Origin of the sequence: Vagococcus sp. WN89Y, from assembly GCF_052220145.1 — a bacterium.
Taxonomy (GTDB): domain Bacteria; phylum Pseudomonadota; class Gammaproteobacteria; order Enterobacterales; family Enterobacteriaceae; genus Kosakonia.
In genome coordinates this window covers 66358-82440 of record NZ_JBQPOM010000014.1, presented here as the reverse complement: position 1 = coordinate 82440, position 16083 = coordinate 66358, and the positions used below count along the sequence as shown (strand labels likewise).

The 16083-nt window shown below is 55.9% G+C and carries 10 protein-coding genes and 2 tRNA genes; 5 read left to right on the top strand and 7 right to left on the bottom strand.

Annotation, left to right across the window (positions count from 1 at the left end):
• Positions 1-321: 321 nt before the first annotated feature.
• Positions 322-549: a YgdI/YgdR family lipoprotein gene (locus ACTU3N_RS04350; RefSeq protein ID WP_443084911.1), complete on the bottom strand. Its 228-nt coding sequence runs from the start codon at positions 547-549 to the stop codon at positions 322-324.
• Between the two features lie 195 nt (positions 550-744).
• Here ACTU3N_RS04350 and csdA point away from each other — a divergent pair, with 195 nt between their 5' ends.
• Both csdA and csdE read left to right on the top strand, forming a co-directional pair.
• Complete coding sequence (gene csdA, locus ACTU3N_RS04345; protein WP_443084910.1) at positions 745-1950, top strand: cysteine desulfurase CsdA; 1206 nt, start codon at positions 745-747, stop codon at positions 1948-1950.
• On the top strand, positions 1950-2399 hold the full coding sequence (gene csdE, locus ACTU3N_RS04340) for a cysteine desulfurase sulfur acceptor subunit CsdE (RefSeq protein ID WP_443084909.1): 450 nt from the start codon (positions 1950-1952) through the stop codon (positions 2397-2399). Before csdA ends, csdE begins: the two co-directional genes overlap by 1 nt.
• On the opposite strand, the gene tcdA is transcribed toward csdE, so the two are convergent.
• Both tcdA and mltA read right to left on the bottom strand, forming a co-directional pair.
• Positions 2384-3196, bottom strand: coding sequence for a tRNA cyclic N6-threonylcarbamoyladenosine(37) synthase TcdA (gene tcdA / locus ACTU3N_RS04335; RefSeq protein ID WP_443084908.1), 813 nt, complete (start codon positions 3194-3196; stop codon positions 2384-2386). The two genes, csdE and tcdA, sit on opposite strands and share 16 nt — an antisense overlap.
• A gap of 60 nt (positions 3197-3256) precedes the next feature.
• Positions 3257-4369: a murein transglycosylase A gene (mltA, locus tag ACTU3N_RS04330; protein WP_443084907.1), complete on the bottom strand. Its 1113-nt coding sequence runs from the start codon at positions 4367-4369 to the stop codon at positions 3257-3259.
• Between the two features lie 206 nt (positions 4370-4575).
• Between mltA and ACTU3N_RS04325 the strand changes: the two genes are divergently transcribed.
• Positions 4576-4652, top strand: a tRNA-Met gene (locus tag ACTU3N_RS04325).
• Between the two features lie 48 nt (positions 4653-4700).
• Positions 4701-4777, top strand: a tRNA-Met gene (locus ACTU3N_RS04320).
• A gap of 82 nt (positions 4778-4859) precedes the next feature.
• On the opposite strand, the gene amiC is transcribed toward ACTU3N_RS04320, so the two are convergent.
• Positions 4860-6113: an N-acetylmuramoyl-L-alanine amidase AmiC gene (gene amiC, locus ACTU3N_RS04315; protein WP_443084906.1), complete on the bottom strand. Its 1254-nt coding sequence runs from the start codon at positions 6111-6113 to the stop codon at positions 4860-4862.
• A 222-nt stretch (positions 6114-6335) separates the two neighbouring features.
• Here amiC and argA point away from each other — a divergent pair, with 222 nt between their 5' ends.
• Complete coding sequence (argA, locus tag ACTU3N_RS04310) at positions 6336-7667, top strand: amino-acid N-acetyltransferase (protein ID WP_443084905.1); 1332 nt, start codon at positions 6336-6338, stop codon at positions 7665-7667.
• Between the two features lie 158 nt (positions 7668-7825).
• Here argA and recD read toward each other — a convergent pair whose 3' ends face one another.
• From recD to ptrA, 3 genes are read right to left on the bottom strand one after another with little or no spacing between them, the layout of a single operon-like run.
• A complete protein-coding gene (recD, locus tag ACTU3N_RS04305) occupies positions 7826-9649 on the bottom strand; it encodes an exodeoxyribonuclease V subunit alpha (protein ID WP_443084904.1) in 1824 nt (607 codons plus the stop codon).
• Between the two features lie 2 nt (positions 9650-9651).
• Positions 9652-13200, bottom strand: a complete 3549-nt coding sequence (gene recB, locus ACTU3N_RS04300; protein WP_443084903.1) for an exodeoxyribonuclease V subunit beta — start codon at positions 13198-13200, stop codon at positions 9652-9654.
• Complete coding sequence (gene ptrA, locus ACTU3N_RS04295) at positions 13193-16081, bottom strand: pitrilysin (protein WP_443084902.1); 2889 nt, start codon at positions 16079-16081, stop codon at positions 13193-13195. The genes recB and ptrA overlap by 8 nt, the downstream gene beginning before the upstream one ends.
• Between the last annotated feature and the right edge of the window lie 2 nt (positions 16082-16083).

Sequence of the window (16083 nt, the reverse complement as noted above, 5' to 3'; positions counted from 1 at the left end):
ATCAGGATACAACGTGTAACCTATTAGTTTTTTTTATCTGAGCCATTATAAATTGTCCGTTGAGCTTCTACCAGCAAATACCTATAGTGGCGGCACTTCCTGAGCCGGAACGAGAAGCTTTTTTGGAATGCGTGTTCTGAAGGGGCTTTTGGCTTACGGTTGTGATGTTGTGTTGTTGTGTTTGCAATTGGTCTACTATTCAGACCCTGGTAGCAACGCTACCCTTTTTCACTTCCTGTACATTTACCCTGTCTGTCCATAGTGATTAATGTAGCACCGCTGGCTAGCGGTGCTTTTTTTTACCTGAAACGGACGCTTTACTTAGTCTTCCAGCGCTACCATCTCTTTTACGTCAGCACGGTTAATCTGCTGCTCGTTACCGTTAGCATCTTTATATTTGATCATGCCGGTCTGATCGTCTGTTTTTGGTTTCCCGTCGGAGACAATCGAACGTCCGTCGTTCGTATGTAATACATAGTTCGGACCAGAACAGGCGCTCAGGGCAAAAGCTAATGTACAGGCAGAAATAATTGCGGCAGTCTTTTTCATCTTTTTCTCCTTAGTCTGGCAATTAATGCTAAGTAAACCTTGTTTAAAAACAGGGTAAAACAAATAACTTACACTATTTAGCATAACGCCCTTCAGCGAGCCTGCAAGGACAAACAGATAATTCCGATGGTCACCAACGTTCTTGCTCCGGCGTAAAAAGTGCGCGACGATCGCGGTATTAAAAAGAGGAATCCCATGAACGCATTTAACCCGGCGCAGTTTCGCGCCCAGTTTCCGGCCCTCGCTGACGCCGGTGTCTATCTGGATAGTGCCGCAACCGCGCTCAAACCCCAGGCCGTAATTGATGCCACCGGGCAGTATTACAGCCTGAGCGCCGGTAATGTACACCGCAGTCAGTTTGCCCAGGCCCAGCAGCTTACCGCCCGCTACGAAGCAGCACGCGATCAGGTCGCCGCGCTGCTCAATGCGCCTTCAGGTAAAAATATTGTCTGGACGCGCGGCACCACCGAAGGCATCAATATGGTGGCGCAGAGCTACGCCCGGCCACGCTTACAGCCTGGCGACGAGATCATCGTCAGCGAAGCCGAGCACCATGCTAACCTGGTACCGTGGCTAATGGTCGCACAGCAAACCGGGGCGAAAGTGGTGAAGCTGCCGCTGGGGGCTGACCGTCTGCCGGACATTTCACGTTTAGCGCAGCTGATTACATCACGCAGCCGGATTCTGGCGCTGGGGCAGATGTCCAACGTCACCGGTGGCTGTCCCGATCTTACACAGGCCATCGACATTGCCCATGCGGCAGGCATGGTAGTGATGGTGGATGGCGCGCAAGGTGTGGTGCATTTCCCCGCCGACGTGCAGCGCCTGGATATCGATTTCTACGCGTTTTCCGGCCATAAGCTTTACGGGCCAAATGGTATTGGCGCGCTGTATGGCAAAACGGATCTGCTGAATGCGATGTCGCCCTGGCTCGGCGGCGGCAAGATGATAACGGAAGTCACTTTTGACGGTTTTGAAACGCAGCCCGCGCCCTACAAACTCGAAGCCGGTACGCCAAACGTCGCCGGGGTGATTGGCCTGAGCGCGGCGCTGGAATGGCTGGATACGCTGGATATCGCCCAGGCAGAAAGTTACAGCCGGGGGCTGGCGACGCTGGCAGAAGAGAAGCTGTCGCAGCGCCCTGGCTTTCGCTCGTTCCGCTGCCAGGACTCCAGCCTGCTGGCCTTTGATTTTGCTGGCGTTCATCACAGCGATATGGTCACCCTGCTGGCAGGTTACGGCATCGCCCTGCGCGCCGGTCAACACTGCGCGCAGCCGCTGCTGGCGGCACTTGGCGTACAAGGGACGCTGCGCGCCTCATTTGCGCCTTATAATACTCAGCATGATGTGGATGCGCTGGTCAACGCTGTGGACCGCGCGCTGGAAATACTGGTGGAATAATGACAAGCCCAACTTTCGCCGGGCATCCGTTCGGCACCGTGATAACCGAAGCATCGCTGCGCCAGACGTTTGGCGCACTCACGCAGTGGGAAGATAAATATCGCCAGCTGATTATGCTGGGTAAACAGCTGCCTGCGGCGACAGAAGAGCTGAAAGCGCAGGCGCACGAGATCCCCGGCTGTGAAAACCGGGTCTGGCTCGGCTCAACACGTTCAGCCGACGGGAGTCTGCACTTTTTTGGCGACAGCGAAGGCAGGATTGTGCGCGGGCTGCTGGCCGTATTGCTTACGGCAGTGGAAGGGAAACGCCCGGAGGAGTTGCTGAGTCGCGACCCGCTTACACTCTTTGATGAGTTAGGTTTGCGCGCGCAATTGAGCGCTTCACGCACGCAGGGGCTGGCGGCGCTGAGCGCCGCCGTGCAGGAGACGGCTCGTCAGGCGCTGGCCTGACGCTGCGCTTTGGCCATCAGCTTTTTCAGCGCATGAGAGACCGCGACGAAACCAAACGTTGCGGTCACCATCGTTGCCGCGCCAAACCCGGCGGCGCAGTCCATCCTTTTTGGCCCTTCAGCTGTGCTTTTCATCGCACATACCGAACCGTCCGCCTGCGGGTAAACCAGCGCTTCGGTAGAAAACACACAGTCCACGCCGAGCTTGCCTTTACTGTTCTTCACTACGCCAAAGTCGCTTTTCAGGCGCTCGCGCAATTTCGCCGCCAGCGGATCCTGGATTGTTTTCGCTAAGTCGCTGACCTGAATTTGCGTGGGATCGATCTGCCCGCCAGCGCCACCGGTGGTGACGAGCGGGATCTTGTTACGGCGACACCAGGCAATCAGCGCGGCTTTCGGTCGCACGCTATCAATGGCATCAATAACATAGCTGTATCCCTGGTTCATCAGTTGCGCGACATTGTCAGGCGTGACAAAGTCGTCGATAACAATCACCCGGCACTCAGGGTTTATCTGCCGGATACGCTCAGCCATCACTTCTGCTTTCGCCAGACCGACGTTATCACGCAGGGCATGGATCTGCCGGTTAGTGTTGGTCACGCACACATCATCCATATCAATCAACGTAATCGTGCCGATCCCGGTACGCGCCAGCGCTTCTGCCGCCCAGGAGCCAACGCCGCCAATACCGACCACGCAGATATGCGCCCCGGCAAAGCATTGCAGCGCTTTTTCACCATACAAACGCGCCGTACCGCCAAAACGCTGGCGCCAGGCATCGCTGATCACTACAGACATAAAGAACCTCAAGATAAAACGGGACACCCTCTCTCGTACCCGAAAGAGGGCCTGAGTGTATCACACTCCGCCGCTGAACACGCCGCCAGCGATACCTGCGCCGGGCGCAGGTTTCAGCACCCATACACGACCATAATGGTTGAACCATCCGGCGCGATGCCCGGCTTCCGGGCCAATACCCTGGTAAATATCAAAGTGCTGGCCTTTAATCGCACCGCCAACGTCCAGCGCCACCATCAGGCGCAGCTCATACTGGCCATTGAATTTTCCGTTATTGTCCAGCATCGGCACTTCAGCCAGAAGTGTCGTACCCGGCGGGATAATCGTGCGATCGGAGGCCACCGAAGCGCGGCCAATCAGCGGTACGGCGCTGGCGCCCTTCACGGGTGCCCAGGACTGAGGTTTAAAAAAGACGAACGAGGGGTTTTCCTCAAGCAACGCGCGGACTTCCGCTTCGCTGTGCTTCTCTCCCCACTCGCGAATAGCCTGCATCGACATATCTTCCCGCTTCACTTCGCCACGGTCGATTAACACCTTGCCGATGCTGCGATAAGGATGGCCGTTCTTTCCGGCATAGCTGAAAAAGTTCAGCGGGCTGCCATCGCCAAAGTCGATATAGCCGCTGCCCTGCACATCCATAATAAAGTTGTCCATCAGCGAGTTGCTGTAAGCCAGCACATAGTTCTCGCTAAGCGCGCCAGCGTAGATCTGCGCACGTGTTGGCAGGCGGCCACGTTTTGGCGGCATACGGTAGATAGGATACTGAAACTCGCCCTGCCGGGTATGGCGAGCCTGCACCACCGGCGTGTAGTAGCCGGTAAACTGCACGTTGCCGTAGTTGTCGGCCCCTTCCATCTGCCAGGCATCTATACCGAACTGGCGCAGGGTGCGGGTATCGCCGCCGCTGCGTAGCCAGTCCTGAATGGCGCTGTAGATATTGCTCTGGCTGCTATAAAGGCGCGGAGAGGCGCTGCGAATTTGGCTGACCTGCTCGGAGAAATCACCCGCGTTTATTGGCGCGCCGATGGCGTCGGGTTGGTTGACCAGGGAAAAAGGCTGGGAAAATTTTCCGTCTTTATATTGCTGACCGCGATCGGTCGGTTTTGAGGAACAGGCAGCGAGGATTGCAACCATCGCGCCAGTGAATACATACTTCGCCCAACGTCCTTTCATTATCTCTCGTCTTCTGATTAATCCACCGCGCAGTGAAGATAACAAACCCTACCCGCTAATTAAATGCATCCACACATCCTGACGCAAATTACGCCTAAAAAATAAACCAATTGTATTGTTTTTACACAGAATCCTCGCTTTTTAGGTATTAGGGCAAAAAAAAGGTTGCATCACAGAACGTGCAGAGTATAGTGCGCATCCACGGACGCGGGGTGGAGCAGCCTGGTAGCTCGTCGGGCTCATAACCCGAAGGTCGTCGGTTCAAATCCGGCCCCCGCAACCAATTACAATGTGGAAAAGTGTTTACATGATGGAAGTGTAAACAGACGGACGCGGGGTGGAGCAGCCTGGTAGCTCGTCGGGCTCATAACCCGAAGGTCGTCGGTTCAAATCCGGCCCCCGCAACCAACACAATGAACACCCTGACGGGTGTTTTTTTGTTTCTGCCGTCCGTGAATTGATGAAAATGGCGCATTACTGCGCCATCCTGTTACCCTCTTCTCGCCAGCGTCGCCCCATCGGCAAAGTAGGCTTTAATCCCCGCCAGAATAGACTCAGCAATTTCCTGCTGGAACTTCGCCGTCTTAAGCTTACGCTCTTCTTCGATATTACTGATAAAAGCCGTCTCCACCAGAATCGACGGAATATCCGGGGCTTTCAGCACCGCGAAGCCTGCCTGCTCGACCTGGTTTTTATGCAGATTATTGACCTGCCCTAACCGGTTGAGCACCGCTTTACCAAACTTCAGGCTGTCGTTGATGGTCAGCGACTGCACCATATCGAACAGGGTGTGATCCAGATAGCGGTCGCCGCTCTTACTCACGCCGCCAATTAAGTCGGCGGCGTTTTGCGTATCCGCCAGGTATTTTGCCGCCGTACTGGTCGCCCCTTTTGTCGATAGCGCAAACACGGATGACCCGCTCGGCTGGCGACTGGTAAAAGCATCTGCGTGGATAGAAACAAACAGGTCGGCGCGCTGCTTTTGCGCTTTCGCGACACGCACCTTCAACGGAATAAACACGTCTTCGTTGCGCGTCATATACGCTTTCATATTGCCCTCTTTTTCAATAAGGGCACGCAGACGGCGCGCGATTTGCAGCACCACATCTTTCTCGCGCGTGCGGTATTTGCCCACCGCCCCGGAATCTTCCCCGCCGTGGCCTGGATCAAGCATGATAACGATTGGCCTGTCGCGCCCGGCTTTCCCCGGCTGCGGGCCGCTTTGCGCGGGCGGCACCTGCTTATCCAGATCGCCCTTATTGTACTCCTCAAGCAGCGCCAGCAGCGGGTCCTGCACATCCTGCGCATTGACCGGATAGAGATCCATCACCAGGCGCTCTTTAAAACCAGCGACCGGCGCCAGCGCAAAGACTTGCGGTGCGACATTCTGCTTCAGCTCAAAGACCATGCGCACGGTTTGCGGGTCAAACTGCCCCACGCGGGCAGATTTAATATAGGGATCGTCGGGGCGAATCTGCATGCCCACGCCTTTTAACACCGAGTTCAGATGCACGCCTTCAAGATCAACGACCACCCGCTCGGGGTTACTCAACGCGAACTGCTTATATTTAATGACCCGGTTAGATTCTACCGTCACGCGCGTATAGCTGGACGCTGGCCAGACGCGAACTGCCACTACCTGGCTTACGGCTGCCAGGCCAATATGGCTCACGCTTAATAACCACATGGCCCCCGCCCCTTTTAATAACTTGCGGCGGCTTAGCGCTGATTGACTTCCCGACATGCTTCTCCCGAGCAAATAAACTAAAAAATAAAAAACCAGAATTGACCGAAAACTTTAACGAATGATGCATAAACTGTCATCTATTAAAGGGTAAACATGTGTCTGAAGCCTGTCTTAGTGAAAGAGAATTTATTTGCTGATGGCGAAATTTACGCTTGCACCCTGACGCGCATTAGAATAAAAATACACAATTTACGAATAAACATGCAATGAGGGTAAGCCGTGGTCAAGGAGCGTAAAACCGAACTGGTACAGGGATTCCGCCACTCTGTCCCCTATATCAATGCCCATCGGGGAAAGACGTTCGTCATTATGCTGGGTGGTGAGGCCATTGAGCATGAGAACTTTTCCAGTATTGTCAACGACATCGGCCTGTTGCATAGCCTCGGCATTCGGCTGGTGCTGGTCTATGGCGCGCGTCCGCAAATCGACGCCAATCTTGCAGAACACCAGCACGCGCCGGTTTACCACAAACATACGCGCGTTACCGATGCCAAAACCCTCGAACTGGTTAAGCAGGCGGCCGGAATGCTGCAACTGGATATCACCGCGCGTTTATCCATGAGTCTGAACAATACGCCACTACAAGGCGCGCATATTAATGTCGTCAGCGGTAACTTTATTATCGCGCAGCCGTTGGGTGTGGACGACGGTATCGATTATTGCCACAGCGGGCGTATTCGCCGTATTGATGAAGAGGCCATCCACCGTCAACTCGACAGCGGCGCGATTGTGTTGATGGGGCCGGTCGCGGTATCGGTAACCGGTGAGAGTTTCAACCTCACCTCAGAAGAGATTGCCACCCAGTTGGCAATTAAACTGAAAGCAGAAAAGATGATTGGCTTTTGCTCCACGCAAGGGGTGATGAACGACGAGGGAGAAATCGTTTCAGAGCTTTTCCCGAACGAAGCGCAGGCCCGCGTTGAAGAGCTGGAAAGCCGTGGCGATTACCACTCAGGCACGGTGCGTTTTCTGCGCGGTGCGGTGAAAGCCTGCCGCAGCGGGGTACGCCGCAGCCATTTGATCAGCTACCAGGAAGATGGCTCGCTGTTGCAGGAGCTTTTCTCCCGCGACGGCATCGGTACTCAGATTGTAATGGAGAGCTATGAGCAGATCCGCCGGGCAACCATTAATGATATTGGCGGCATTCTTGAGCTGATCAGCCCATTGGAGCAGCAAGGGATTCTGGTGCGCCGCTCCCGTGAACAGCTGGAGATGGAGATTGATAAGTTTACCGTTATCCAGCGCGATAACCTGACCATCGCCTGCGCCGCGCTCTACCCGTTCCCGGAAGAGAAGATAGGCGAGATGGCCTGCGTGGCGGTGCATCCCGATTACCGTAGCTCTTCGCGCGGCGAGGTGCTACTGGAGCGTATCGCCGCCCAGGCAAAGCAGATGGGGCTAAGCAAACTGTTTGTGCTCACCACCCGCAGCATCCACTGGTTCCAGGAGCGCGGTTTTACCCCGGTCGATATCGACCTGCTGCCGGAAAGCAAAAAACAGATGTACAACTACCAGCGCCGCTCAAAGGTGCTGATGGCAGAACTGAACTGACCCTCTCCCATAGCGAACTACGCCGCAAATGTGGGGTATTCTCCCGCATTAGCGGCGATTGCCACCCGCCGACCTGCTTACCCTGCCTGCACAGCGCGCCCCTGTGCAGGCAGAAAGTGTTTCGCTGCGGCGTAACGACTCTCGCACAGGCAGGCTGCTTAGCTTAGCGATCTGAACAGCGCATCCAGCCCGCTGCGCCGCTCAGTGCGGGTCGCGATCGCCCGCTCCAGCACCCGGTCATCGGCATAAAGAGAGAGACGTTTACGGGCGCGAGTAATGGCGGTATAAACCAGCTCGCGCGTCACTACCGGTACGACCTGGCGCGGCAGGATCAGCGCGGCATGATCAAACTCCGAGCCCTGAGATTTATGTACGGTCATCGCCCATGCCGTATCGTGTTCGGGCAGGCGGCTTGGCTGGAAGGATTTTATCTGCCCATCCGGCAGCGGAAACCAGACGCGCATCCCCTCGCCCCTGTCGAGCGCGATACCAATATCTCCGTTGAATAACCCCAGCGCGGAATCATTACGGGAAATCATCACCGGACGACCGTGATACCAGCGTGAGTGCGACAAACGAGTAATTCGCCCGGCGCGCAGCAGCGCCTGCTCCAGCCGCTCATTTAACCCACTTACGCCAAATGGCCCTTCACGCAGCGCACACAGCAACTGATATTCGCCAAAGGCGGCGATTATCTCTTCCGGCGCGGCGTTACGCTGCACCAGCTTGAGATAATGTCCGTAGCCAGAAAGCGCATCGTCAATCATTGACTGGTACTCTTCAGCGCTGCGTACCGCTATGCGTGCGATATCGCTAAAGCCCTGGCTAAATACCGCATGCGTCGCGCGCTTATCGCCCCGGTTGACCGCCGCCGCCAGCTGGCCGATGCCCGAATCGCTACCGAAGCGATAGCTTTTTTGCAGCAGACACAAGCTATCGCGCAGCGCGCAGGCAGCGCTTGCATCACCAACAGGCACAGTTGAGCCGGTCAGGCGGCTTAGCTGCGCCGCCCGCTCCACGGAATAACCGGCATTCACCCAGGCGCAGATATCGCCAAGCACAGCCCCTGCCTCAACCGACGCAAGCTGATCGCGATCGCCAAGGAAAATCACTTTGCAATGGGGCGGCAACGCATCGATAAGACGCGACATCATCGGCAAGTCAATCATCGACGCTTCATCGACTACCAGCACGTCGAGATGCAGCGGGTTGCCCGCATGGTGGCGCAGGCGCTGGCTACCCGGTTGCGCGCCAAGCAGACGATGCAGGGTACTGGCTTCGTCGGGAAGCTGCGCTTTTTGCTCATCGGTTAACGGCAGCTGGCGCAGCGCATTACCCAACGATTCCGTCAGGCGCGCAGCGGCTTTCCCGGTGGGTGCCGCAAGCCTGATGCGACATCGTTTCCCCTGCGCCATGCTCACCAGCGCCGCGAGCAATTTTGCCACCGTGGTCGTTTTACCGGTTCCCGGCCCGCCGGAAATGACCGAAATCCGCCGGGTGAGCGCCACGGCAGCGGCCACTTTTTGCCAGTTCACCTCGCCGCTTGCCGGAAACAGCGTCTCCAGCGCATGGCTCAGTTTCTCTTCATCCACCTCTGGCGGTTCCTGGCGCACAAAGAATTCAGCGATTTGCCGCTCGTTCCACCACATCCGGTTCAGATAGAGGCGCGAGTCTTGCAGGATAATCGGCGCGGGCGAGCTGCCATCGCTGACGGCAGGCGAGGCGAGCAGCGTTTGCGCCCAGTCCACAGCGTCACCCGCTAACTCAAACAACTGCGTAAAAAGTGGCGAATTCTCTGACCATACCTCAGGCGTTAAGCGCGCCAGCGGCAGGCAGACGTGGCCTTCTCCGGCATCATGGCTTAACAGCGCCGCAGCCAGCATTACCGCCGGTTCGCTCTCTGAAGCGACGGTCAGAGCAAACTGTACGTCGAGCGGGCGCAGCAACCGCTGTTCAGCCGCCTGCTGCAATAGCGTTGGCATCGTCAAGGTGTCACCTCCCGGGCAACGCCAGCAAATAATGCATCCATTTGCGTAATCAGCGCGGCATCGGGCCGCGTGCTAAAAATACCTTGCTGCGGATTTTGCGCCTGAACACCGCGCAGGAAAAGATAAATCACCCCGCCGAAATGCTTGTCATAATCGTAATCAGGGATGCGGTGGCGCAAATAACGGTGCAGCGCGAGAGTATAAAGCTGGTATTGCAGATCGTAACGGTGCGATTGCATCGCCAGCGCCATGGCTTCTTGCGTGTAATCCTGCGCGTTTTCACCCAGCCAGTTCGATTTGTAATCCAGCAGGTAATAGCGCCCGTTATGGCGAAAAACCAGGTCGATAAAACCTTTTAGCATGCCGCGCACCTCGCGAAAATCGAGCGGCGGGCAGCCCGCAGAGAGCGGGTCATAGCGGCGAACCAGCGCATCCAGCTCGCCTGCGTTCAACGTGGCGCTGATGGGAAGATAGAACTCCATCTCGACCTGTTTTTGCTTGTCGGTCAACTGACTCAGTGAAACCTCAGCGTGCGCCAGCGGAGCGTGCAGCACGGTATCCAGCCACTCGCTCAGCACCGGCTGCCAGTACTCTTCAAAGCCATTGGCGAGCAATTGTTCCGTGACCCACTGCGGGTCGATGGGGCGTGTAAAATCCAGCCCTTCGAACAGGCTATGTAAAAACGTCCCTGGCGACGCGCCGCGCGGGAACTGATGCGGCGTCAGTACCGGCTCAGATTGCACGGCGCGCTCCCCGGCTGCATCGATATCCAGTCGCGGCAGCAGATCCTGCGCCAGACCGGAAGCCCGCTGTGAAAGCCCGGAATAACTGGTGACACGCCAGTCATCCGCAACCCGCCGCATGACTTCGCGCGCGCTGAGCGCTGGCATCGGTTCCTGTGGCATTTGCCAGGGTTCGGCTGTCGGAGCCGGTGCCGGGCAAAAAACGATATCGTCATTACATAACTGCTGTAAAGCGTGTTGCAGCCCGGCGGCGTCCAGCGCTTCGCCCTGCTGAATAAGCCGCCCCAGCGCGCTGTGATGAAAATCAGACGGTCCGGTCTTTTCGCCACGACGACGAAACAGCGGAGCAATACCCAGGCTGCAATGCCACACCGAGCGCGTTAAAGCGACATAGAGCAAGCGCAGGTCTTCCGCCAGGCGCTCGGCCTCCGCCAGCGCGATACTCTCATCGGCATGGCTTAAATCGAGCACGGCGGCATAAGAAGTGCGATCGTGATAAAACCCCTGATCCTGGGCACGGAAGTTGGCGATAAACGGCAGCCAGACCAGGGGATATTCAAGGCCTTTCGATTTATGGATAGTAACGATTTGCACCAGGTGTTTATCGCTCTCCAGCCTCAATTGCTCGCTGGATGCGTTGGTATTAGGCTCGGCGATATGCTGCGCCAGCCAGCGAGTGAGCGCGTACTCACTCTCCAGTTGCGTTCCGGCGGATTGCAATAGCTCGCTGAGGTGCAGTATATCCGTTAAGCGCCGCTCGCCGCCGGGCGTCGCCAGCAGGTTTTCAGCCACCTGGCGTGCGCTCATCAGCGCCCGCAACATGGTCATCACGCCGCGTTTTTGCCAGAGCTCATGGTAGTGGGAAAACTCGTCCACTACCGCATCCCACGCCAGCTCATCCTGGTTAAGCGCTTCAATGTCCCGCGCGGTCAGCCCTAACATTGATGTTGCCAGCGCACTGCGCAGCGTACTTTCCCGCTCCGGCGCCAGCACCGCTTGCAACAGCCATAGCAACTCCTGCGCTTCCGGCGTTTCAAAAACGCTGTCGCGGTTGGAAAGATAAACAGAAGGAATATTGAGTAATGTCAGCGCGTCCCGAATCAATGATGCTTCGTGGCGACTGCGCACCAGCACGGTAATGTCTGAGGCTTTGACCGGCCTTGCCTTTTCTCCCTCATACAACATGGCATCGCCCCGCTGACCGGCGCTGAGCCAGTCGCGGATTTGTGTCGCGCACAATTGGGCCATAAAGCTCTGATAGTCGCCCACGCCAACGCCGTCATCCTCCATCAACCACAGCTTCATGGCAGGCTGGATTGCACCGCGTAACTCAAAGCATAAGCCGCTGTTTTTGGGTGCCGATTTCACCGGCAGAAAAGGGATCTGCCGAAAGATAAAAGCATCGTCCATGCGGGAGAAAAGCCGGTTCACGCTGGCAACCATGCCCGGCGCTGAACGCCAGTTGGTATCCAGCGTATAGCGCGCGCTTACTTCGCCGCGCGCTTTCATATAGGTAAAAATATCCGCCCCGCGAAAAGCATAAATTGCCTGCTTCGGGTCGCCAATAAGCAGCAAGCCGCACGCAGGTTGCCCCAGCCAGATTCGGCTAAAGATACGGTATTGCTGCGGATCGGTATCCTGAAATTCATCGATCATCGCAACCGGAAAACGGGTGCGAATGGCGCTAGCCAACGCCTCACCATTGGCGCTGGCTAGCGCATCGTCCAGCCTGCTGAGCATATCGTCAAAGCCCAGCTCACCGCGACGCCGTTTCTCTTTTGCGACAGCCTCACGAATCTCCCGCATCGCCGTGGTCAGAATTAAGTCTTTAAGCGAGAGCGATTGTGCCAGCAGCGCCTCAACTGCGGCAAAAAGCGGATGAGCAGGCACCTCGCCACCGGCTTTTGTGCGTTCTGCAAGGAAGGTCTGGGCGAATTTTTCCAGCGCCTCCGGTAGCTTATAGCTGCGGGTTTCTTCCTGCGCCCAGGCGCTGACTCTTTCGATATATTTGGCCTGATTGGAGCGGTTGAATTTACGCCTGTCGATGCCGGAACTTTCCAGCAGCGGTTCCAGTTCATCAACCGACTCGTTCCACTGGCGTTTTAGGGCATCGATTTGGGTAACGATATGCTGGTGCCGCGAGGCCAGCGTTTCACCGGCGGGCGGCGGGGATTTAATTTGCGGTGCTTCGCCTTGTAAATACCTGTCGATCGATTTCAGTAAATCCTGCGGCCCTTTCCACTCTTCGTGGATGACCTGAGCGATATCCCGCGATAAGGGATAACAGTGGCGACGCCAGAAGTCCGCGCAGGCCTGGTAGCGCAGCAATGATTCGTCTTCCACCAGTTGCAGCTCAAATAGCATGCCGGATTCAAACGCATTAAGGCTTAGCATCCGCTGGCAAAAGCCGTGAATGGTGAATATTGCTGCTTCATCCATCTGCCTTTCTGCCAGCAGCAGCCAGTGCGCCGCCTGTTGTTTGTCGTCGATTTCAGTCAGCAGTTGCGCGTAGAGAGGGTTATCCGTGGTTTCGCGCAGGCAAGCGATCCGCAGTTCATGAATATTGCTGCGGATACGACCGCGCAGCTCTTCGGTTGCGGCCTCAGTGAAGGTCACCACCAGCAGCTCTTCAACGCTCAGAGGTCGTGGAAAGGCGGCATTGCCGCCCAGTCCTAATAACAGCCGCAGGTATAATGCGGCGATGGTGAAGGTTTTTCCTGTGCCCGCAGAAGCTTCAATCAGACGCTCGCCGGTAAGCGGTAAGCGCAAAGGATCAAGGGGCTCAGCGGTTGTTTCACTCATCTTTCTCGCTCATCAAAGGTAAAGATTGCTGCAAAACGCTGACATTGTCCCAGACCTTCCAGCCTGGCGGTTGGGCATATTCTGCCTTTCCGCTCTGGCTACCGGAGATCTGCGACAAAACCGCCATACCTTGTGGCTTAACCACCGCCTGATGGAAGAAGTCAGCAAGATTTTGCGGCGTCAGCTGTTTTATTCGGGCCACTACTTTAGCACGCGAATCAAAGCGCATATTACCTCTGTCAAAATCTTTGATGATTTTGCCCGCCTCTTCGCCTATGGTTTGCGGCGCCTGTTCCAGTTGCGCAATGACACCCTGCTGGATTTGAGCAAACTCCTCCGGTTTCATTGCCCGCAACTTTGCCTCCGCTGTCGGGAAGAAGGCTTGATAGCGCTCCCACAGATAAGCAGGCTGCTTTTCGTTGCTTTGTAGTAAAAAGCCCAGTCCCCACTGGCGACCCACATTTATCGGAAAGGCGAAGACCGCGTAACCCAGTTGCTCTTCGGTACGCAGCTGATTGTAGAACCAGGGCTGGATAATCTGCCCCAGCATCGCGCTGTAAGCCGAACTGCTGTACTCATCAAAGCCGGTTGGTACGAACACGGCGGCCAGGGCAGAGTCTGTACTGTGGCCCGCTTTTTCAAAGCTGACGTTTTGCTGCTTATTAACCTGCACCTCTTTATTGCGACTCCATGCCTCGCCGTGGGTACCCAGTTGTTTTTGCACGTCTCGCGCCAGCGCAGTTGCCTGCTGCTCGCTCAGGTTACCCACAACCAGGAACTCCGGGCGGGAATTGTTTTTTAACGCCTCACGGTAGTTTTGTATATCCTGCAAGGTAATGGATGCCAGCAGGGCACGGCGCGCTTTGCGCTCGAAATAAGGTACGCTCGAGAGCATTTCAACTGGCATAATAGCCTGCTCGAAAGCTTTGCCTTTCTCTGCTGAATCAAGCATTTGACTATACCAGGATTTCGCCTGCGCCAGCTGCTCTTCGGTTGCCGAATAGCTGAAATAGCCATCCAGCAGCGCCGTAAAGAGTTGCGCTAAGCGCTGAGTGTAGCCGTAAGCATTAAGCATCAACCCGTTGTTGGCATTCGTGGAGAAGCTGATGCCGCCCACCGCCGCCTGATTGCTGAGCTGATCGAGCGCCAGCCCCGCCAGATAATCATTAAGTGCAAACATCACCTGGTTTTTTGCGCTGCTCATTGCCTGCGGGTTACGCAGCACCACGCTGACATCCGCCTTTGGCTCACTGGCAAAATAGCGGCTGGGCATATACACCACGCGCAGGGCCGGTTCATCAAGAATAAGCTCCGGATGAGTGTATTTCTTTTCGGGTTTTATCAGCGTGAAATCATCAGGAATATAGGGGTTCAGTTCCGGTAATTTTAACGCAATTGCGCCCGCACGTTTCTGCCAGTCGGTAAGTGTTTGCGGGGTAATTTTATTGACCTGGTACGGCGCATCCACAAAATAAGCCGTTTTGTTATGCGGCTCATCGGGACTGATATACCAGATACGGGCATTCTGCGGCGTCATTTCGTTAAGGCGCGCCTGCACCGCCCCGGCATCGAACCGATCGGCGATGTTTACCGAGTCCAGCGTATGCGCGACCGGGACGCGGATCATGGTATCCGCCAGCCACTCAACATAATCCATGTCACGCGTGATGGATGGATAGCGAAAATCAAGGTCGAGGATATGCGCCAGTTCATCAAAATAGCGCTTATCAATTCCTTTTTCGCGCAGCAGTTGCAGGTAGCTAAAAATAGCAGCAACAACCTGATCACGGTTGGCCAGGCCTTTATCGGTAAGCGTGGCTGAAATAGCCAGCACGCCGCTGTTACCGTTAACTACCGGATCGGAATCACCACGGATGCTTTCAACCAGCCCCTGGTTTTGCAGCCAGTCGGAGAGTGTGCCGGGGCTACGATTACCAATCAGATAAGTAATGAGTTCATCCGTTTTGCTGCGAAAGGCATCGGTGTTGTTATCAATACGAAACTCAACGCGCAGGACTTTACGCGGCACCGCCGGGACATAATGAATGATAACGCCTTTTTGCTTATAGGTAACGACAGGCTCGGTGATGGCGGGCTTCTCTTTGTCTTTATTCGGTACCCGACCGTAGGTCTCCACTGCGACTTTGGCCAGCTCCGCCAGCGGGCGATTGCTGTAAATCACCGCTTTCATCAAATTGGCAGAGTAGTATTGTTCCCGAAACGCCAGCAGCGCGTCATAAACAGGATGGCCTGGTTTGTCGCTCAGCGTTTCGAGGTTCCCCCCTGAAAAACGCGCGGCCGGGTGCGCCGGGTTGATGGTTTCCGCGCTGACCTGCGCCATACGCATCCCGTCACGGGTTCGCGCCATTGTCAGCTCAGCATTAACCGCGTTACGTTCACGATCAACGTACTTTTTATCCAGCATGGGGGCAGCAATCGCGTCCGCCAGACGGTCGACGGCCCCCTCAAGCGCAGAGTTTTCGACCTCCAGATAGTAGGCCGTACGATAAGGCGCGGTACTGGCATTGTGGCTACCGCCGTGCATTTTGAGGAACTCAGCAAGGCTATCCGGCTGCGGATATTTTTTCGATCCCATCAGAGTCATATGCTCAAGATAGTGAGCCAGACCCGGGTGAGAGTCAGGATCTTCCAGCGAACCCACCGGAACGACCAGCGCCGAGAGGGATTTTACCGCCTGCGGATCGGAAACCAGCAGCACGACCATACCGTTATCCAGACGTACAGCCTGATACTGGCGCGTATCTTTATCACTCTTGCGGATTGTTTCCTTAACGGGCTGCCAGCCATTGTCTGCCTGACTTAGCGGCGCCCAAAGGGCAAAAAACAGAACGAAAGCTTTTAACCAGGTGCTGCAAGGCATTC

Bases quoted from the DNA above. Each gene is read 5' to 3' on its own strand.
- ACTU3N_RS04350 (WP_443084911.1), bottom strand. From the start codon at position 549: ATGAAAAAGACTGCCGCAATTATTTCTGCCTGTACATTAGCTTTTGCC.
- csdA (WP_443084910.1), top strand. From the start codon at position 745: ATGAACGCATTTAACCCGGCGCAGTTTCGCGCCCAGTTTCCGGCCCTC.
- csdE (WP_443084909.1), top strand. From the start codon at position 1,950: ATGACAAGCCCAACTTTCGCCGGGCATCCGTTCGGCACCGTGATAACC.
- tcdA (WP_443084908.1), bottom strand. From the start codon at position 3,196: ATGTCTGTAGTGATCAGCGATGCCTGGCGCCAGCGTTTTGGCGGTACG.
- mltA (WP_443084907.1), bottom strand. From the start codon at position 4,369: ATGAAAGGACGTTGGGCGAAGTATGTATTCACTGGCGCGATGGTTGCA.
- amiC (WP_443084906.1), bottom strand. From the start codon at position 6,113: ATGTCGGGAAGTCAATCAGCGCTAAGCCGCCGCAAGTTATTAAAAGGG.
- recD (WP_443084904.1), bottom strand. From the start codon at position 9,649: ATGCCAACGCTATTGCAGCAGGCGGCTGAACAGCGGTTGCTGCGCCCG.
- recB (WP_443084903.1), bottom strand. From the start codon at position 13,200: ATGAGTGAAACAACCGCTGAGCCCCTTGATCCTTTGCGCTTACCGCTT.
- ptrA (WP_443084902.1), bottom strand. From the start codon at position 16,081: ATGCCTTGCAGCACCTGGTTAAAAGCTTTCGTTCTGTTTTTTGCCCTT.